General features: G+C 51.4%; 21 protein-coding genes and 1 riboswitch. Of the genes, 2 read left to right on the forward strand and 19 right to left on the reverse strand.

Features of this window, described 5'->3' with window-relative positions:
* Positions 1-101 precede the first annotated feature (101 nt).
* A riboswitch (purine riboswitch) is annotated at positions 102-198 on the reverse strand.
* A 129-nt stretch (positions 199-327) separates the two neighbouring features.
* From M1L66_RS22770 to M1L66_RS22815, 10 genes are all read right to left on the reverse strand, one after another.
* Positions 328-741: a DUF3795 domain-containing protein gene (locus M1L66_RS22770; protein ID WP_434688406.1), complete on the reverse strand. Its 414-nt coding sequence runs from the start codon at positions 739-741 to the stop codon at positions 328-330.
* A gap of 86 nt (positions 742-827) precedes the next feature.
* On the reverse strand, positions 828-1,676 hold the full coding sequence (locus tag M1L66_RS22775; RefSeq protein WP_187018446.1) for a DUF6179 domain-containing protein: 849 nt from the start codon (positions 1,674-1,676) through the stop codon (positions 828-830).
* 9 nt (positions 1,677-1,685) lie between these two features.
* Positions 1,686-2,225 carry a DUF6323 family protein gene (locus tag M1L66_RS22780; protein ID WP_025531463.1) on the reverse strand — a complete coding sequence of 180 codons (540 nt, stop codon included), beginning with the start codon at positions 2,223-2,225 and terminating at the stop codon, positions 1,686-1,688.
* A gap of 113 nt (positions 2,226-2,338) precedes the next feature.
* Positions 2,339-2,623, reverse strand: a complete 285-nt coding sequence (locus M1L66_RS22785) for a hypothetical protein (protein ID WP_434688408.1) — start codon at positions 2,621-2,623, stop codon at positions 2,339-2,341.
* A gap of 69 nt (positions 2,624-2,692) precedes the next feature.
* Positions 2,693-3,445, reverse strand: a complete 753-nt coding sequence (locus M1L66_RS22790; protein ID WP_187019581.1) for an N-acetyltransferase — start codon at positions 3,443-3,445, stop codon at positions 2,693-2,695.
* A 24-nt stretch (positions 3,446-3,469) separates the two neighbouring features.
* Positions 3,470-3,931 (reverse strand): GyrI-like domain-containing protein, encoded by a 462-nt coding sequence (locus M1L66_RS22795; RefSeq protein WP_187018440.1) that lies wholly within the window; start codon positions 3,929-3,931, stop codon positions 3,470-3,472.
* A gap of 87 nt (positions 3,932-4,018) precedes the next feature.
* Positions 4,019-4,924, reverse strand: a complete 906-nt coding sequence (locus M1L66_RS22800; protein ID WP_187018438.1) for a helix-turn-helix transcriptional regulator — start codon at positions 4,922-4,924, stop codon at positions 4,019-4,021.
* Positions 4,925-4,969: 45 nt separating this feature from the next.
* Positions 4,970-5,368 carry an SRPBCC family protein gene (locus tag M1L66_RS22805; protein WP_187018437.1) on the reverse strand — a complete coding sequence of 133 codons (399 nt, stop codon included), beginning with the start codon at positions 5,366-5,368 and terminating at the stop codon, positions 4,970-4,972.
* A gap of 266 nt (positions 5,369-5,634) precedes the next feature.
* Positions 5,635-6,186, reverse strand: coding sequence for a LysR substrate-binding domain-containing protein (locus tag M1L66_RS22810; RefSeq protein WP_434694307.1), 552 nt, complete (start codon positions 6,184-6,186; stop codon positions 5,635-5,637).
* Positions 6,156-6,383: a LysR family transcriptional regulator gene (locus M1L66_RS22815; RefSeq protein WP_434694309.1), complete on the reverse strand. Its 228-nt coding sequence runs from the start codon at positions 6,381-6,383 to the stop codon at positions 6,156-6,158. Before M1L66_RS22815 ends, M1L66_RS22810 begins: the two co-directional genes overlap by 31 nt.
* Positions 6,384-6,521: 138 nt before the next feature.
* Here M1L66_RS22815 and M1L66_RS22820 point away from each other — a divergent pair, with 138 nt between their 5' ends.
* Both M1L66_RS22820 and M1L66_RS22825 read left to right on the forward strand, forming a co-directional pair.
* Entirely contained in the window at positions 6,522-7,046 is a 525-nt protein-coding gene (locus M1L66_RS22820) for a DUF4865 family protein (RefSeq protein ID WP_002602904.1), read from the forward strand.
* Positions 7,047-7,151: 105 nt separating this feature from the next.
* The gene (locus M1L66_RS22825) at positions 7,152-7,661 is read left to right on the forward strand and encodes a topology modulation protein (protein ID WP_187018433.1); all 510 of its coding nucleotides are present in this window, start codon (positions 7,152-7,154) and stop codon (positions 7,659-7,661) included.
* A gap of 96 nt (positions 7,662-7,757) precedes the next feature.
* Here M1L66_RS22825 and M1L66_RS22830 read toward each other — a convergent pair whose 3' ends face one another.
* The 9 genes from M1L66_RS22830 to mobB all read right to left on the reverse strand — a co-directional run bounded on the left by M1L66_RS22830 (position 7,758) and on the right by mobB (position 17,397).
* The gene (locus tag M1L66_RS22830; protein WP_434688411.1) at positions 7,758-9,275 is read right to left on the reverse strand and encodes a Na+/H+ antiporter NhaC family protein; all 1,518 of its coding nucleotides are present in this window, start codon (positions 9,273-9,275) and stop codon (positions 7,758-7,760) included.
* Between the two features lie 150 nt (positions 9,276-9,425).
* The gene (locus tag M1L66_RS22835) at positions 9,426-10,676 is read right to left on the reverse strand and encodes a molybdopterin molybdotransferase MoeA (protein WP_434688413.1); all 1,251 of its coding nucleotides are present in this window, start codon (positions 10,674-10,676) and stop codon (positions 9,426-9,428) included.
* 88 nt (positions 10,677-10,764) lie between these two features.
* Entirely contained in the window at positions 10,765-11,703 is a 939-nt protein-coding gene (locus tag M1L66_RS22840; protein ID WP_434688415.1) for a TDT family transporter, read from the reverse strand.
* 3 nt (positions 11,704-11,706) lie between these two features.
* Complete coding sequence (locus tag M1L66_RS22845) at positions 11,707-12,939, reverse strand: NAD(P)/FAD-dependent oxidoreductase (RefSeq protein ID WP_434688417.1); 1,233 nt, start codon at positions 12,937-12,939, stop codon at positions 11,707-11,709.
* The gene (locus tag M1L66_RS22850) at positions 12,936-13,358 is read right to left on the reverse strand and encodes a 4Fe-4S dicluster domain-containing protein (protein ID WP_434688419.1); all 423 of its coding nucleotides are present in this window, start codon (positions 13,356-13,358) and stop codon (positions 12,936-12,938) included. Before M1L66_RS22850 ends, M1L66_RS22845 begins: the two co-directional genes overlap by 4 nt.
* Positions 13,339-15,444: a molybdopterin oxidoreductase family protein gene (locus M1L66_RS22855; RefSeq protein ID WP_434688421.1), complete on the reverse strand. Its 2,106-nt coding sequence runs from the start codon at positions 15,442-15,444 to the stop codon at positions 13,339-13,341. Before M1L66_RS22855 ends, M1L66_RS22850 begins: the two co-directional genes overlap by 20 nt.
* A 77-nt stretch (positions 15,445-15,521) precedes the next feature.
* Complete coding sequence (locus M1L66_RS22860; RefSeq protein ID WP_434688423.1) at positions 15,522-15,869, reverse strand: Crp/Fnr family transcriptional regulator; 348 nt, start codon at positions 15,867-15,869, stop codon at positions 15,522-15,524.
* Positions 15,848-16,198 carry a cyclic nucleotide-binding domain-containing protein gene (locus M1L66_RS22865; RefSeq protein WP_434688425.1) on the reverse strand — a complete coding sequence of 117 codons (351 nt, stop codon included), beginning with the start codon at positions 16,196-16,198 and terminating at the stop codon, positions 15,848-15,850. Before M1L66_RS22865 ends, M1L66_RS22860 begins: the two co-directional genes overlap by 22 nt.
* Complete coding sequence (gene mobB / locus M1L66_RS22870) at positions 16,195-17,397, reverse strand: molybdopterin-guanine dinucleotide biosynthesis protein B (RefSeq protein WP_434688427.1); 1,203 nt, start codon at positions 17,395-17,397, stop codon at positions 16,195-16,197. The genes M1L66_RS22865 and mobB overlap by 4 nt, the downstream gene beginning before the upstream one ends.
* Positions 17,398-17,609: the final 212 nt, after the last annotated feature.

The raw sequence follows: 17,609 nt of genomic DNA on the forward strand, positions 1-17,609 counted from the left end.
TGCCTGTTAAGACTGCCTGCTTTGCTATCCTGTAGTCTATACTTTAAAGGTTTACGATTGTCGCTCCCTTCCACCAACAAACATGAATTTACCAAAAAAAGAGTCAACTACATAAACTATGTAGTCAACTCTTTACGGTAGTTGGTAGAGACTCTGAGCCAATTCTCAGGATATACATAATGAATAGCACCAATATTTAATCACAAAATTTATTATATACGCTAAAAGTTTTTTAGTCTATTCGCCTTTTTATCAATAAATCTTTATTTTTTTGTGCATTATGTATATTTTGTTATTCTCTTAAACCGTTTTCCTCAGTATAAATAATTATCCGGAAGTTACCCTCCCGCATTCACTGCACCGATGGTCATGGAGAGAGATTACACCCCCGCAGGCCGTACAGGTATAGCGTTTCCGCTCATTTCTCAGAAATAATTCCATGCCGTTTTCCTTCACAAACAGGGACTGTTCTATGAGGCTGACGCCATACCGTTTGCGATAGCTTCTGTCCAGATCCCGTATCCTTCTGCATGGGAAATCGCTGCATTCATAGCAGTAGGATAGCTCTCTTTCAGCTGCACAGTTTTTTCGCAGACAAGTCCGGCAGTGTCCGGGCTTGCTCTCATCGTTTCCCAGGCAGCCTCCGCAGGCCTTCTTGGTACTGCAGTGTGTAAAACACACCATACAGTTCATTCCGCATGGTGCAAACATCTGACTGCCAATTGCTTCAGGCATCTTCAATAAAAACCGCCTCCTTTTCCTGAACTGCAGACTCCTGTGTTATTATAGTGCCGTAACTATGCTTAAAATGTGTTCTCTGCGTAATTCTAATAAACAATCATACGGTCCATACATCCATACTCCGCGGCATTCCTAAGTTCTGCTGCAAAATCCTTCCTGTCGCAGGACAGATAGGAAAGCATGGCTCTGTCCCCCTCCGGGCCGCCTGTCATCTGCTCCATCAGCTGATTTATGGCTTCCTCGAGTTTCAGTGGTTCACAGATCTTCACACGGCTGCAAAACCGCTTCGTATCGTCTGCTGTCACCGTATCCCCGGACAGCTTTTTCCCCATCATCATATGAATCACCAGATTCCTCATAATGACAGAAGCCACATTCAGAACCAGCTCCTCATAATCCCCATGGTAGTGTTCCAGGACCGCCTTTCCGTACGCTTCCGGAATCTTGCCCAGGAATCTCTGTTCCAGGAGAACACAGGATAAATAAAAGTAGATGGCGTCTATTCCCTTTCGCTTCCCGACAGGCCGTAAAATCGGGTAATCCAGAGTGAGCAGATGATCCTGGGGCCGGAATCTGGCATCGTAATGGACAAAGAATTCCGGCATCCCTTTGATAACCGTATCCTCATAACAGCGGTTTCCGAAGGAACGAAAATTCGCAATGACCTGATCGTAGACCTTCTTGGCCCTGGCGGTCTTCTCCAGAACCACCTCATACCCCTGCTGGTAAAACCTCCATAAATCCGTGTCTGAGGCGGTGGCTACGCTGTTCTTTCCTGTCTTCACCGCTTCATATTCTGCTTCCCGCAGGCAGTAAAGCACCGCTCCCATCAGCTGCTGTGCCGTCTCATAGGTGACGGAGGTGCTGGAAAGACTGGTATACTTTTCCGTAAGTTTTCCGACAACAGGCAGCAGTTCTTCCATCGTATAGTCCATGTCCGCCTCCTAACTGAGCAGGTCAAAGAGTGTCTCCAAAAAGAGATCCCTGTCCCAACGTGCTTCCTGTGAAAATTTCTCGTACTCTCCTTTTCCACCGTCCTCCACGTAATCCCGGTATCCGGCGCGAATCGCCCTCGCAAAACGTTCCAGGCACGTTTCCTCCAAATAGGCGACGGAACCGTAACAGACGCCGTCAAACTGTTCTTTCATAAATGTCAGCAGTTCCTCATCCGTTAAGTTGTCCTCTGATTCGTTCTTATAGAGATAGAAGATTTCCTGCAGCTCCGCAATCACATCAGCATAGTTTTCCTGCTGCAAATAGGGAGAATCACAGAAAGTCTCTATAATCTCCGGCAATACCCCCTTTCCGAATTCGACCCGCATCTGCGTCCTTAAGGAATCACGCCGGCCTGCCATCAGTCTCCCAGCATCTTCCTCAGTGAGTGTAAGTCCGAAGGATTTTGTCTTCTCGTTGCAAGCCAGCACTCTTTCCAGTTCCTGCTTCCGCTGTACTGTTTCCATCAGTTCATACCAGTTCTCCTGCATCTCTTTTCCTCCCCGTATTTGGTAAGTACTGATTCTACGCCTTTCAGACTTTCATTACAAGTCTTGAAAAAAAGAGATTTTTATGGTATGATATAGGTGTGGAAAAAGCGATTTCAGTCAGGATCGCCGGAGTCCACATTTTTTTGCTTTTTATGGAAAAAATGCCAGGCTATGGTTTCATCTTTCTCAGTCAGCATCACACTGTAATCCCCTTCTGCCAGACCCTCCAGCACATGATCGCAAAACGTGGGGCTGCTGCTTCCTGAAACCACCCCCGTATGTGTGACCGCAGGAAGGACAAGTGCCAATTCCATAGCCGGTTCAAAGGTCTTTTTCGCCTTTAGTAATCTGCGCAGCCTGTCTGCCTGAAGCTCATAATCTGCTGCAATATCAGACATATCATCGGTCTCCTTTTTCTTTTCTCAGACTAGGGAAAGTGTGAATTGATCTGCGTTTTGCGCAGCACGTTACACTTTCTTCCTGTATTTCTCAAAGCTTTTCTCTGATAAAATCTCGTTTGTCACAAATTTCCCGTCATAGAATAACGAGTATGTTGTAAATGGGCTTGGCGCGCGCCTTGCAGCTTCCCGGGATTCCAGCTTTACTGTCTTGATCTCAATGCCCTGAGTCCTGGCGTATTCCGCCAGAATCGGAACGTATTTCGACGTGTGGGGACATTGCGCTGTGTAGTACAGAACCCATCCCTTTTCATCGGTCTCACCGGTCTTTGCACACTCTAAAAATCGCGGCAGGGCTGTCCCTTCTTCAAATGGGAGTGCCATAAGCTCAAAGTACGGCGCAGCAGTATCGGCTGTCACAAATCCTTTATGCTTTAAGTAGGAGCCATCCGACAGAAACGGCATCTTCTTCTTAGAGGAAAGTATAACAAGCCCCTTCTTCCCGTTCGCCCTGGCCACAGCGATACAGTGCTCCAGCAGCTGGCTGCTATAGCCCTGTCCTTTATACTGGCCGGAAACCCACAGACAATCGATATAGTAGTATCCATCTGCATCGACAGGCACCCAGGCGTACTCCGCCGGCAGGTACTCGATAAATACCTTTCCGCGCACATCCAGTTTTTCGAACACAAGTCCCTCTTTCAGCCGTTCCTTCATCCATGCCTTCTTGGAGGCCACGCAGGTCTCTCCCTTTTTATCCGATATGGCACAGCAGATGTGCTCTTCTTCGATATTCTCCAAAGTTACCCGTTTGAATTCCATACTCATCATTCCCTCTCCTGTTGTTCACTCCTCTTTCAATCCTATATAGACATGGATCTCCGCCTCTTCACCGGTCATCCCGTGATACTCTTCAAAATCAGCCTGAAACGCACGATTCAAGTTCATACTCCACAGTTCCATCCAGAACTGAACCAGGGCCTGCTGCACATCTCCCCTGACGACAAACTTCGCATATCTGCCTGCCGGGATCGTGCGGATCCTTAAGTTCTCTAAAAGCCCGGCATCATCCGCCACCTCACAGGCTGCCGTCATATCATAATCGCCGTTCTCATCACTCTCGTAGTCTGAATAAATTCCGAGGACGCAGCCTCTTCTGTCTTCGGGGATACTGTCGTAAACCCCTTTCGCGTAAAAGCTTTCCCATAGCCCGCCTATGACGCTTCCCATATCAGACGCATGGTTATTCGTCCTTGCTGTTATTCCTGCCGCCTTCTTTTCAGGCAGTGTCACGATTTCGTAATTCATCCAGTTGTCCTCTTTTCCACCACTTCTGTGGTTTTCTCATGTACGCTTACAGGATAACACTTTAATCACGACAACTGTATGTCATCATTAACGGTAAATACGACAAATTTTCTCTGCCATGGCGGCAAATTCCACCCGGAGTTCTTCCGGTTCCACCAGTTCCACACGGTCTCCCATGCTGAGCAGCCAGCTAAATACGCTTCCGGGATCGGAAAAGCAGGAGCTGAATACCAGTTTTCCGTCTTCCCTCTCCTGAAAGCTCTCCCGCCCGCTCTCCTCAATCAGCCGCCACTTCATATCTGCCTCGCAGACCGCTGTGACGGAAATCCGCGGCGGAAATGCCTTGTCCGGTGACATATCATACGCAGGAACCTTCCGCTCCTCAAAGCGTTCATCCAGCGCCCTCAGCTCCAGCATCCGGTTTAACTTGAACAGCCGGTAATCCTCACGATCGGTACAGTATCCCCACACATACCAGGAGGACCACTGAAAGACCAGAAGATACGGCTCCAGCTTCCTTCTGCTCTCGCCGGAAGGACCAAAGTACGCAAAGGTGATGTATTCTCTGGCGCCGATCGCAGCCTGTATCAGTTCGATCTTCGGCGCAAGGCAGGATTTGTACCAGGACGATAAATCAATCAGGATATGACTGTTTGAGGTCAGAATCGAAGAATTCCCCATGGCCAGCTTGTCCATAAGCTGCTGGTATTTGTTGGTGCCGGATACGCTGTCCAGGCTGCGAAGTCCGGTCAGAATCGACTGCATCTCCGATGAAGTCAGTACAGTCCGGTCGATCCGGTATCCCTCCATGATGGAAATCCCTCCATTGGGTCCCTGTGTGGTTACGAGCGGAATGCCTGCTTTACAGATATCTTCGATATCCCGGTTGATCGTTCTCCGTGATACTTCAAACTTCCCGGCAAGGTATGGCGCCGTCACCTTTTCCTGCTGCAAAAGAATGGACAGGATTCCGATTAGTCGGTCAATTTTCATAAACGCCTCCTGTTACTCATGATAGGTCAATCTTCCCAATTGCGCTCACTCGCCCAGCGCCGCCTTCAGATCATGAAAATACTGCTCCTGCTGCTTCTTTAGGTAACCCGGGACAAACGGCTTCATAATCCACTTCTTCACGTCCACCCGCTCTGTAAAATCCGCTTCACAGCCTTCGTCCGTCCGGCGGAACAGACCGGTCCACGTACCTGTCATATTGGCGTTGTCCATGGTAAATTCATACCGGTACGGCGGCTCGAACCGGGTGATCACAAACGTGGTCGGAAAGCCCTCCTTCGTGTATTCCACAAACGTTTTCCCAGGCTCCAGTACATCGATTCTCTGAAGATCGCTGCGCCAGCTGCAGTCGCTTAGATCTGTCACAACCTCCCATACCTGCTCGATCCTGCTCTTTAGTACTGCCTTTTTCTTTGATTCTGTCATATCCTTCTCCTTCTAGTACATCGTTGCGTAAGTTTCGGTGAATTATGTGCTTGATATTTGCGTCAGGGGCGCGTCCACGAAGCGACGGCGTAGTGGACCCTACGTCTAGCTTCGTGGGCGTGGTTCTGGCGTGAATAGCGAGTACAGAATTCACTGGAACTTATGCAATGCTGTACTAGCCTTCTTTTCGATGCTTTTTTCTCTATTATAGCAAATAAACAGGACATCTGTATGTCGTGATTAATGATAAGAAAATATTTTTTATTTTATGATTTCGCCCCATTTATGATAATTTCCCGGAGAATTTCGGCGGCCCTGCCGGAGCTGCCTTTGCAGACGGACAGAAAAATCCGGACAGGGTCCATTTTTAGTTCACCTGATACCGCAATATTTTGCCGTTCTGACAGGACGCTGGCGGGAAGAAGGGAAATCCCCATTCCCAGTTCGACGGAGCGGAGTATGGCCTCGACCGTGTCCATCTCGATGATCCGTGGAGCAGGCACACCATGGGATTGAAACCATGCAAGCAGACGGGCACGGTAAGGGCACGCAGCTATTTTATTTACTATGGCCGGCATCTGAATCATCTCCCGTTCCGCGCAGCCGAATGGGGCGATGATACAGAGTGTTTCCTGAAAGGAAGCCAGTGTCTCCATCTCCTCTGTCACGTACTGCGCCTCCAGAAAGGCACAGTCAGCCTTTCCTTCGGCCAGATATTGGGCCAGATGATCCTGACTGTCCGTGACCACAGAAAGATTCATTTCTGGAAGCTGTTCCTGAAATGCGGTCAGCCACAGCGGCAGTCTGGATATCGACAGCGTATGAGGCGCTCCCCTTCCGCGGTCAGAGTGACCCCTTTGCTGTGCCGGATTAGCAGAACGGCGTTTAACTCTTCCTCCAGTTTCTTGATTCTTGCCGTCACATTCGACTGTACGTATCCCAGCTGACCGGCCGCCTTCGAGATGGAGCCTGCGCGGGCAACCTCCCGGAATATTCTGAGTTCCTGACTTTCCATAGTTCCCTCCATCATTTAAAATGATACCAGACATCATTACCAACTATTATACACGACGGCGGCAGTTCTGTATAATTAAATAGTAAAAACATCACCGCCGGGCCCGGTACTGAATGATACAGAAAGAAGGAGCTTCCCATGATTGCAATGCAGTATCAGATAGCGCTGCCGGATCATTACGACATGAATCTCATACGCCAGCGCGTAAGACATAACGGGACGAAGACAGATGGTTTTGAAGATTTGCTGTTTAAGGCTTATCTGATACGGGAAAATCAAGGCGGATCAGAAGGCGGCAACGAATATTCCCCGCTGTATCTCTGGAAGGACAGTCCCGGAATGATCCATTTTATATGGGATGGGTACTACGATAATATTGTGTCCTCGTTTGGGAGACAGCGCATAAAACTGGGAATTCCCGTTTTTGTGGAACTTGAAAAAGAATTTTTAACTTCGCGGTTTATGCTGGAAACAGAACAGGTTCTTCCAGCGTCCCGGAAAATGGTGCGGCCGCATTTTTCCGCAGTTGGAAATGGCTGTACCGGGAAGGTGCTGCTCTGCGATCCGGAACAATGGGTGCAGAAGGAGTATTCTTTTTTCGGCAAAAAACCGGACTCGTCTGTAGAAGGAACGGTTTATGAAGTGCTCCATCTGTCGGTGTGACAGCAATGCTATTATTTTTTTACAGTCTGCCGCGGCCATTGACAACTGGAAGTCCGCTGCCTTATACTGTTAGATAATCATTGATTGATCACGGGGGATTTACGATTGGAAAGAATACTGATTATCGGCGGCAATGGCTGCGGAAAAACCACCCTTTCAAATAAGCTGGCGAATAAGTTAAGCCTGCCTTTGATCCATCTGGACGCACTGTATTGGAACGATAACTGGAAGCCTGTGTCCGATGAAGAATTTGACCGGCTTTTGTTGTCGGAACTGGTTCAGCCCAGATGGATTATCGACGGCAATATTTCGCGCACAATCCCGCTCCGGCTGCAGTACTGTGACGCCGTCATTTTCATGGATTTTTCCCGGATCAGATGTCTGAGCGGAGTGGTTGGACGATTTGTGAAAAACTATGGTAAAAGCCGCACGGATATGGGAGGAAACTGCCCGGAAAAACTGAATGCGGAAAAGATACGTTTTATCAAGAGTGTTTGGACTCATCACAAGGAAACCCGCAGGCGTTTCTACGATATGATGAGCGAAGCGGATGATGTGAAAACCGTCATATTAAAAAACCGGCGGGAAACAGATCAGTTTCTGTCGGAATTATAAACGTTTAGTTATGATAAATTAAAACCCCCGTATTTCCGGTTATACATGGAAATACGGGGGTTTTGCGGCTTGCGCGGCATAACTGACAGCTTCTTTTTATGCCCTTTTTCCCATCTTATCAGGCAGGCGGTTAAAGACGATCATAACCGCCACCAGCGCGGCAACCGCAAAGAGCAGCGCAGCAGGGCTCTTCGTCACTCCCGCGATAATATAGGCGGCAAATGCTATGATTCCGTTCACCACCGCATACGGCAGCTGCGTCCTGATGTGTTCCACCAGATCACACTCCGCGCCGGTTGAGGAGAGAATCGTAGTGTCTGAAATAGGGGAACAGTGGTCGCCGAACAGTCCGCCGGATAAGACCGCGCCCACCGCGATGGCAAACGGTATACCGAACGCCTGTGCCATGGGAATTGCCAGCGGCATCATGATCGCAAAGGTTCCCCAGGAGCTCCCTGTGGAGAATGACACAAACGCGCCAAACAGGAAGATGCAGGCTGGTACCAGAGCCGCGGAAAAGCGCATGGCCTGGAGGAATTCCACGATAAATTCCGCGGTGCCAAGACCGCTGATCATTTTCCCCAGAGACCAGGCCAGAACCAGGGTGACCGCTACATCCGTCATGCCCTTCATGCCTTCCACATACACCTTGAAGGTATCCTTAAACCGCATAACCTTAAAAATACAGATAAATGCCATCAGCACAATTGCACCGAAGAAGTATCCCATAGTCAGGGCAACCCGGAACTCATTGCCGTCCACCTTCTTAAACGGGAAACCGGCCGGGGCCAGCGTGCCGAACAGCGTCACAAACACCACAAGTATCGGCAGAACCACCATAACCGGCTTTGCGTTCTTCCGGGAATATCCCGTTTCCGCGCTGCCCTTCTCCTCGTCCTCCTGCATGAAGGAAAACGTCTCGTTGGACTTCCCGGCACGGAGTTCCGCCTTCTTCATCTGGGAAAAATCCAGCTTCGTAAAGGCAACCAGCGGAATCATGATAATTGCCAGAATTGCGTAAATCTGAAATGGAATCGCCTGAACAAACGTCGTATAGTCGGAATCCATTACTCCCAGATTGTCAAATTCGGACTGGATCAGACCCATAATATAGACGCCCCATCCGATAAACGGAATCAGAATGGCTACCGGCGAGGAGGTCGAATCCAGAATCCAGGCAAGCTTTTCTCTGGAAATCTTCAGTTTGTCAAACAGGGGGCGAAACACCGGTCCTACCAGAAGCGGTGTGCCCAGATCTGAGAAAAAGATTACGATGCCGCCCGCCCAGGCGCAGAGCTGGGCCTTCAGCTTCGTATTCACGTAGCGGTAAACACTCTGGCTGAATGCCTGGGCACCTCCCGATTTCTCCATCAGCTTGATGAAACCGCCGATAAAGACGATCAGGACAATCACTCCCGCGTTATAGCTGTCCGTCAGCTGTACGAATAAATAATCTCCAATCATCGATTTCACAGCCAGAAACGGATTCCCGTGGCTGAAAATCATCACGCCTGCAAAACCGCCGCAAAAAAGGGACAGGATTACATTCTTGCTCTTAATTGCCAGTATGACCGCGATAATGGGCGGAAGCAGGCTTAAAATACCGTAATTCATTACTTTCCTCCTGAGTATCTTACGAAGGCCTAACCCGATTTCTGATGAGCCTTCAATTTATTATTATGCATTTCCATGTATAAATACCAGATAATATTATCCGATACGGAGGAATTTTACAAGCATTATCTTGCTGAACAGGTATATTTTTTATCTGTCAAGGGAAAGATCGCAGATCGTCACGCTCTCTCCGGCCTCTATCCGCTCCGTTCCGGCTGAAATGTCCACCAGACAGTTACAGCCCGCCATGGAACTGAGGATCCCGGAAGCGTGTTTTTTGACCTCGGGAATCCAGACCTCCCCGTTCTCGAAACGGCCCCTTAAAAAACGGCGGGATGGGCTGGATTTTAAGAATCCCCGGGATAGGATGGCTTTCCTCATCCGGGGGGCATAGAAGGAATCCCCCGTCATGGATTCAAACGCAGGCCGGCACAGGAGTTCAAAGTCTGCCAGTGCTCCAAAGGGATTTCCGGAAAGGCTGATCACCGGAGTTCCGTTTAATACGGAGCCGATGGTGGGCATTCCCGGCTTCATGAGGATTTTCCAGAACAGCCTTCTGGCCCCGGCCATGGCGAGGGCCTGGTGCATGATATCCCGTTTTCCGACAGACACACCGCCTGTCGTTATGACCAGATCCGCTTTTTGGCACGCATCGCCAAGCGCTTCTGCCATCTCAGCCTCGCTGTCCGGGACACGGCGGCAGACGCGGACCTCGATCCCCAGCTCTCTTAAACGGACAGCCAGGAAATATAAGTTGCTGTCGTATATTTTCCCCGGCTGTAAGGGCTGGCCCGGCTCCGTCAGTTCATCGCCGGAGGCCAGCACAGCCGCCCGGATCTTCCGGTAAACCGTTACCTCGCAAAGCCCCAGCCCGGCCAGAATTCCCGCTTCCACATAGGTCAGGCGTGTGCCCCTCTTAAGGACCGCAGTGCCCGCCTGAATATCTTCACCGCGAAAGCAGTAATTGCCATGCTGCTGACAGCCCTGAAAGACCGCCACGCACGTCTCCCCGTAATCGGTCTTTTCCTGATAAATACAGCAGTCCGCACCCGCAGGAATCGGAGCGCCCGTCATAATACGGGCGGCCTGGCCGGAGCCTACGGCGCGCGTGGGCCAGCTGCCGGCGGCGATCTCCTCCACCACCTCTAAATAAACCGGATTTTCCCTTGTTGCATCCGTGATATCACAGCTGCGGCAGGCGTAGCCATCTACCGGCGAACGGTCAAAGGGCGGCTGATCCCCCTTTGCATACACATCATCCGCCAGAATCCTCCCTGTACAGTCGAGCACAGAACATCGTTCGGTCTCCGTTATGATACTGCAGTGGTCCAAAAGCAGCCGGACTGCCCGTTCCAATGTCACCCGCTCTTCTCCTTCACTTCCCGTTTTCCTGGTATCCATCTCTCTTCCCATCCTGTCATTCGATTTCTTTTTGTTTTCCCTTAGATCTGACGAAAGAGGCGAGCCAGGAAGCGCGCCTCAAATCATGTTACGCCTGCTTCTTCGCAGGGGAGCAGAGCAATTTCATGAATCCGAACAGCACCATCCCGATGATGGCCGTCGTTAAGTAAATCTGCACTCCGGCAATCTGTTTTACCACATAGCCCAGAGTCTCCTGACCCGCTCCCGTGAAGAACGCGGCTGCCTTATTGGAGGCTACGATACCGATTGCCATGGGGAACGTAAGTCCCGCAAATCCCGGTGCAAACGGCACGGCAAAGAAGGACGGAAGCTTCACGATAATGAACGCCAGGGATAAAAATACGCAGAGGAAAAGGACGCTCACCAGGATCATACTCGGCTCCGCAGCCAGATTCAAATAGCTGGCAAGACAGAGGCTGCAGGGGGCCAGCACGATGGCCTGGGTATGCCAGACGGCCGGTTTCACTTCCTTCGCCGCCAGTCTCCAGATCATAAACGGGATAGTTACCGTATAGATACAGAGTCCCCAGATTAATACCGCTTTCGCCATAACCGGCGGAAGCATGGCGGCTCCGACCACTGTGGAAACCATGATTCCGTTAAAGGTGACAAACCAGCTGGGAACAAAGGTATCCAGCTTCACGCCATGGAAGACATTGTTAAACAGGAACACGGCGATGTGAACCGCGTGGATACAGACAGCGGCGATTAAAACCACTCTGGCCGCACCGGGAAACCAGTCCTTATAGTAGCTGCACAGAATCATGGTAACCATAGTGATACCTGCATAGAGACTGGCCGGGACCGTATTTTTATACTCTCCTTTTACTATGGAAGGATAGAGGACAATCTTTGCAATGTAAAACAGAAGCACAACGGTGGAGGCCCACATGGTCACGTGGCGGATCCAGTCGTATCCGAGTCCCTGATAGATGTTGCTTAAGGTGGCGGCGCCGAGCATGGTGGCTACAACCGGAATCGGCATATTTTTCAAACGTTCTTTCATAGATTACGTCTCCTCATAATAGAATTCAAAGTTTTCCTTTGTATGGAAGAAATCGGAATAGTCAATCTCAAACAGCGGTTTCTTTACCCGTGACACATCAATTCTTTTGGCAATCAGCTGGGTCAGTACGCCGCCGTAGGACAAGTCTCCCTGAAGAATTGCGCCGTATATTTTCCCATTTTTATGAATGATTTTCCGGTACTGCTCTCCGTTGTCCTCCATGACCACGGTATACGTCTCATCCGGTATCTCCGGAACTCCCAGGGACATGGTGGGAATTCCCAGGAAATTCATCGTGGCTTTGCTTGCAAAGAAATCATCCATGGAGGTCTGAACGCCTGCCATGTTATCCGCTGCGGTCATGCCCTGCTTCACTGCAGCCGGCCAGATGGGGGAACGCCCCGTCACGTCGCCCGCGCCGTAAATGTCCGGTACGCTGGTCTGACCGTGATGGTCGATCACCAGTCCGAACCGGTCCATTTCCACTCCGGGATCCTTTAGAAATTCGACGTTGGGACGCACGCCGGCGGTGACCACAACCATGTCACAGGGGATTTCCGTCCCATCGGTCAGCAGCAGGGAAGTGACTTCTCCGCCGTCTCCCATGCGCACTTCCTTTACGCCCCGGCCCAGATAAAACTGGATGCCTTCTTTCTCCATGGCCTCCTCGTACGTTTTCGCACTGCGGCGGTCCAGCTGCTTCGCCAGTATATGGTCCTCCATCTCTACCAGCGTCACCCGTCTGCCGCTATGGAGAAATCCCACCGCTGCGTCGATGCCTGCCAGGCCGCCGCCCATGACAACGATGTGCTCCGCCTTCGCCGCCTCGTCCCGAATCTGCTCCACCTCGTCTAAATTATGAAATCCAAAGACGCCCTTTGCCTCTCTCAAGCCTTCTACAGGCGGAAAGAAGGTATGGGAACCGGTCGCAATTAAAAGACGGTCGTAGGAAAGCTCCGTTCCGTCGGACAGAACCACCTTTTTTTCTGCTTCCCGAAGCGCAGAACAGACAACGCCCTTTCTCCAGTCCACCCGGTACTTTGTCTCAAAATCGGACTCTGCGAAGCAAAGCTCCTCCTTCGTCCTGATTCCTCCCAGATAATGGTGAAGAATACATCTGGAATAAACGGCGTCATCCTTTGACACCAGCACGATCTCCGCCTCCGGACAGTGTTTTCTAAGCTGCCGCACGCCGTTGACTCCGGCTGCGGAAGCGCCTAATACCACGTATCTCATCCCTTCACCTCCTCCAGAGTAATCGCTCCCATGGGACAGATTTCCACACACATCGGCGCGGGGGAACCATCCTGGGTACGGTGGACACACGTGTTGCATTTCATAATTTCCTTATGCTCGACCCGGTCGCTCTTCAGCACGCCGTAGGGACAGGCCATGATGCACATGTAACAGCTGGCGCATTTTTCCTTATCGTATTCCACAAACCCGGTATCGGGATTCTTGTGCATAGCTCCCGTCATACAGGTGTATACACATTCCGGCTTTTCGCAGTGGCGGCAGAAAATGGGTGCGCATTTTGACTCGCTGTCAATCACCACCCGGTTTCTGGCGTCGCAGCTCTCATGGCTGACGACACAGGCTGTCACACACGTCAGACAGCCGATGCAGCGGCTTCTGTCAATTTTTATCCGGTACATCCGCGTTACCTCCTTCCATTTTCTCAAACCAGACTGGCGTCGCCTTGTAGGATGGCTCCTTCGAATACGGGTCGTAGACGGAAGGCGTCAGCTTATTGCACTCAATATAGTGGATCGGGGCGTACAGCTCTTTTTCCCGCACCTGATCCGAGATCCGCACCTGAAAACCGGCCTTTTCTCCGTTGACGGAGTGGACCAGGATGCGGTCATTTTCCTCCAGATCATACGCGGCGGCCGTCCCGGGATTCATAAAGAGATACGCTTCCCTGGCCGATACGTCGCCGATGAACTGAACCTCACTGGTTCTCGACTGGGTATGCCACTGGCCGACCGAGCCTCTTCCGGTGTTGAACAGGTACGGATACTCCTCCGTGAGCGGCAGAGGATTTTCCATGGGCGCCTCAAATTTGAACTGGGCTCTCCTGCTGGGAGTGAAGAAATTGCCGTCCTCATACAGGCGTCGTTCATCGTCCTCCAGCGTCTCTCCCTCCCGAAACGGCCACTGGACTCCGTTGGAATTCTCCAGCATCTCCCATGTGACGCCGGTAATGTCGCCCGGCATTCCTTTGGAACACTTCTTCATCAGTTCAAAACAGTCCTTCGGCATCTCCCAGCCCTTCAGCAGACCGCCCATTCCCAGCGCCTTACCCACGCCTAATATGGCTTCGTAGTCCGTAATCTCATTCTCCTTCTTCGCAAGGCAGGGGCGCATGGCGGAAAGGCGGCGCTCCAGATTGATATAGGTGCCTTCCTTCTTGATTCCCGAAACTACGGGGAAGAAGACCGTGCACTCCTCGGCACTCTCGATGGTGTCGTAGATATCCTGAACCACAAACAGCTCCAGCTTCTTCACCGCGCTTGCAAATGTCTCGTTGTTGGTCCAGCTGTGGCGCGGATTGGTGCAGAGAATCCACAGCCCCTTGATCCGTCCTTCATTGATGCCCTCGATGATCTGGTTATAGGTCGCCGTCGGCTTCTCAGCCAGCACACTCTCGTCCACGCCGAGCGCTTCCGCCACCTTAGCCCGTCTGGCCGGATTCGTGAAATCACCGCCGGCGTAGAGAACCGCCGTATTGCTGTAGGACCTGGAGCCCATGGCGTTGCACTGGCCCGTAATGGAATTGGCCCCGGTTCCCGGACGGCCGATATTGCCTGTCATCAGCGCCAGATTGATGATGGCCTGCGCGGTGCGGACCGCCTCATAGCCCTGGTTCACGCCCATGGTCCACCAGAAGGAGACCCGCTTTCCTTCGTAAATCAGCTGCGCCAGCTTAAGAATCTGCTCTGGGGAAAGTCCCGCGGTCTCCTGAGCCTGGTCCAGGGTAAATGGTTTCACAAATTCTTTGAATTCCCCGTAGCCTTCCGTGTGTCCCTCGATGTAGTTCTGATCGATCCAGCCTTTTTCGATGAGAACGTTGGCCAGCGTATAGAGAAGATATAAGTCTCCCCTGCATTTTACCGGGTACCAGTAATCCGCGTTCATGGCTGTCTCCGATTTTCTCGGGTCGATGACAATCACCTTTTTATCGGGATTCTGGCGCACCCGTTTCCAGAGGATGGGATGGGCAACGACCGGATTGGCTCCGATGAAGATAATCGTATCGGAAAGCTCCAGATCCTTAAGTGTGTATCCCGGGGCATCGAAGCCATAGCTCTGCTTGTGGGCCACGACCGCGGTCGCCATGCAGAGACGGGTATTGCCGTCCACATTGGTCTTTAAGTAATTTCTCATGACGTGGCCGAAAATGGCAAATTCCTCCATGGTCAGCTGTCCGGTACTGATGCCCGCCACGCTTTCCCGGCCGTATTTTGCCTGAAGCTCCTGTAACTGATCCGCCACATACTGAAATCCCTCGTCCCAGGAAACTTCCTTCATGGAACCGTCCGCCTGCCGGATCTTCGGAAGCGGCGAGGTCTTCACCACAGTCTGCTGTTTATCCAGGGACAGTCCCTTGATGCAGCAGAAGCCGTCGTTGACCGGGTACCCCTTTGTCGGAAGCACCCTGACGATCTTCTCGTCCTCCACGTAAAAATCCAGGTTGCAGTCCAGGGCACAGTAGTTGCAGGTTGATTGTACTTTTTTCATGCGTTCCTTCCTTCCCGTACTCTTTTCGTTAATATTTTAACTATAGCAGAAATGTACAAAAAACGCCGTGATTTTCATCATGGCTGTTTAAAATAATTGCTCAAATTCTCCAGGTTGGGAATCCAGAAATGATTCTTTTCCATAAGGATCAGGCCCGAGTCGCAGAGTTTCTTCACCTGCCTCGATACCGTTTCCCGCTTGGAGCCCAGCATTTCGGAAAGATAGGTGATGCTTAACTGCATTTCGATGGATATCCCTCTCTCCGTCTCCTTTCCATAATCCCTGGCCAGCATGTAGAGCTTGGCGGCGAGGCGTTTTTCTCCCTTCAGCGCGTTGGTGGTGTTCTTCATCTGGCGGTACAGGCGGCGGATTCTTATGGCCATGGAATTGAAGGCGGCCTTTGTCAGCTCGCCATCACATGCCACAGCCTGTCCTTCGGAAGGACGAGAACACTGGAGTCCTCCCGGACCTCGCAGTTGATGGAAGCCGGAATATCCTCGAACAGGACTTCATTCAAAAGGTTTCCCGGGCCGTAGACGAATATCACTTTCTTCTCTCCCAGAGTGTTCAGCTTATAGAGCGAAACCATTCCCTCCAGAAGGATATAGAAGCAGGTCAGATCCTCACGGTCGTAGAATACGTGCTGCCCTTTCTCATACCGCTTCATATAAGCGAAGGAAGCGATCTCCGTCCGGCTGACCGGGCTGGCACATCTCAAAATATTGGATATTTCAAATGCTTCTTCCATGGTCATACGGCATGTCCTCCGCTGTTGTGATGGGCTTTTGCGGCTTTGGGGCTGCCGCTGTTATCCGGGTCTGCGGAATCGAGAAGATGAATGATTACTTCTAATATAGCATCCAGATTGTTTGAAGCGATCGTTTCTGGTACTTTGCTATGTTCTGGCGTTTCTGTCCTGGACGCAGATTCACCCATATCCGGTTCCCAGCCGCCGTCTGTCACATAGGCCAGCACGGTCGAACAGTCACAGACGGGCTTTCTCGAGACCTCCTGCCGCAGCACTTCGATCTTTGGATAATCCGAATGCTTCTGCCCCTCCAGTAAAATTAAATCCGCCTCCGGAAAGAAGGAAAAGAAGGCGTCTGCCTGTAAACCCGGCTGTTCCTTTACCATGGAAAACTTACTGCCGGAGTACACCACCGTGCCATACGCGCCGGCCTGCTTCATGCGAAAGCTGTCCGTTCCCGGCACATCCGCCTCAAACTCGTGACCATCGTGTTTGATTACCGCAGCACGGATTCCCCTGGAAGCCAGTGCCGAAACCAGCCGCTCGAGAAGCGTTGTCTTTCCTGTATTCTTGCTTCCGCTCACCGCCAGCACGGGACAGGCTGTCCGTTCCAGTCTTCCGTAGTCATCACGGTCGTTGACGTTTAAAAACCAGCGGTCCGGGAGGTGCTCCCGGCCGGTTTCCATAACGAGGCACGAGATTCGGGACAGGAATTCCATCATGCGGTAGTTTCCTTCTCCGATGCATCCGTCAAGCGCAGTCAGACACGTTCTGGAGTAAAAACCACAAAGCGGCTGGATCCGGCCATCGCGCGTCTTCCAGATCACCGCATCGTATTCCGGCGTCCACCGTTCCATCAGGCGGCGTCCCATCTCAGCCCGGATCAGAGGCATGTCGCACGGCACAAACAGAAGGCCGTCCGCGTCCGTCTCTAAAAAGCAGGAGCGGATGCCGCCCATGGGACCGATGTGTCCCTGTTGTCCATCGACCGGAATATCCAAAATTGCAGTGCAGTTATCAGGAATTTCGGTTGGATTCCCGTAAACTCCCGTGGACAGAAAGAATGGCAGCCCCAAGCCTGACAGCTCCTCCATAATCTGCCCGGCAAAGCTCCTTCCGTGATAGTCCAGGTCGGCCTTATTGACGTACCCCATGCGGCGGCCGGAACCGCCGGAGAGGATGACGATACCACAGTTCTCTTTCATCCGCTGCCACCTCGTTTGCTTAATCGTATCTTTTTATCATATCACAGAATAAAACGGGTTGCAAATGAGAAATAGGTGGATGGATGAGGAAATGAGCGGATTTTCCATCACTGACGGTTGTATCAGATACAAGCTTTGCGCGGAGGCATGTCCGCAACAATGCATCATGCCATGGGAGCCTTGTCAGATTGCGGGAGACCATTGTCTCCGGT

Origin of the sequence: Hungatella sp. SB206, assembly GCF_051132295.1 — a bacterium.
GTDB classification, from domain to species: Bacteria; Bacillota; Clostridia; order Lachnospirales; family Lachnospiraceae; genus Hungatella; species Hungatella effluvii.

What these genes read in the sequence shown, in the direction of transcription:
- M1L66_RS22775 (WP_187018446.1), bottom strand. Translation starts at nt 1,676, where the DNA reads ATGGACTATACGATGGAAGAACTGCTGCCTGTTGTCGGAAAACTTACG.
- M1L66_RS22780 (WP_025531463.1), bottom strand. Translation starts at nt 2,225, where the DNA reads ATGCAGGAGAACTGGTATGAACTGATGGAAACAGTACAGCGGAAGCAG.
- M1L66_RS22785 (WP_434688408.1), bottom strand. Translation starts at nt 2,623, where the DNA reads ATGTCTGATATTGCAGCAGATTATGAGCTTCAGGCAGACAGGCTGCGC.
- M1L66_RS22790 (WP_187019581.1), bottom strand. Translation starts at nt 3,445, where the DNA reads ATGGAATTCAAACGGGTAACTTTGGAGAATATCGAAGAAGAGCACATC.
- M1L66_RS22795 (WP_187018440.1), bottom strand. Translation starts at nt 3,931, where the DNA reads ATGAATTACGAAATCGTGACACTGCCTGAAAAGAAGGCGGCAGGAATA.
- M1L66_RS22800 (WP_187018438.1), bottom strand. Translation starts at nt 4,924, where the DNA reads ATGAAAATTGACCGACTAATCGGAATCCTGTCCATTCTTTTGCAGCAG.
- M1L66_RS22805 (WP_187018437.1), bottom strand. Translation starts at nt 5,368, where the DNA reads ATGACAGAATCAAAGAAAAAGGCAGTACTAAAGAGCAGGATCGAGCAG.
- M1L66_RS22815 (WP_434694309.1), bottom strand. Translation starts at nt 6,383, where the DNA reads ATGGAAAGTCAGGAACTCAGAATATTCCGGGAGGTTGCCCGCGCAGGC.
- M1L66_RS22820 (WP_002602904.1), top strand. Translation starts at nt 6,522, where the DNA reads ATGATTGCAATGCAGTATCAGATAGCGCTGCCGGATCATTACGACATG.
- M1L66_RS22830 (WP_434688411.1), bottom strand. Translation starts at nt 9,275, where the DNA reads ATGAATTACGGTATTTTAAGCCTGCTTCCGCCCATTATCGCGGTCATA.
- M1L66_RS22835 (WP_434688413.1), bottom strand. Translation starts at nt 10,676, where the DNA reads ATGGATACCAGGAAAACGGGAAGTGAAGGAGAAGAGCGGGTGACATTG.
- M1L66_RS22840 (WP_434688415.1), bottom strand. Translation starts at nt 11,703, where the DNA reads ATGAAAGAACGTTTGAAAAATATGCCGATTCCGGTTGTAGCCACCATG.
- M1L66_RS22845 (WP_434688417.1), bottom strand. Translation starts at nt 12,939, where the DNA reads ATGAGATACGTGGTATTAGGCGCTTCCGCAGCCGGAGTCAACGGCGTG.
- M1L66_RS22850 (WP_434688419.1), bottom strand. Translation starts at nt 13,358, where the DNA reads ATGTACCGGATAAAAATTGACAGAAGCCGCTGCATCGGCTGTCTGACG.
- M1L66_RS22855 (WP_434688421.1), bottom strand. Translation starts at nt 15,444, where the DNA reads ATGAAAAAAGTACAATCAACCTGCAACTACTGTGCCCTGGACTGCAAC.
- M1L66_RS22865 (WP_434688425.1), bottom strand. Translation starts at nt 16,198, where the DNA reads ATGACCATGGAAGAAGCATTTGAAATATCCAATATTTTGAGATGTGCC.
- mobB (WP_434688427.1), bottom strand. Translation starts at nt 17,397, where the DNA reads ATGAAAGAGAACTGTGGTATCGTCATCCTCTCCGGCGGTTCCGGCCGC.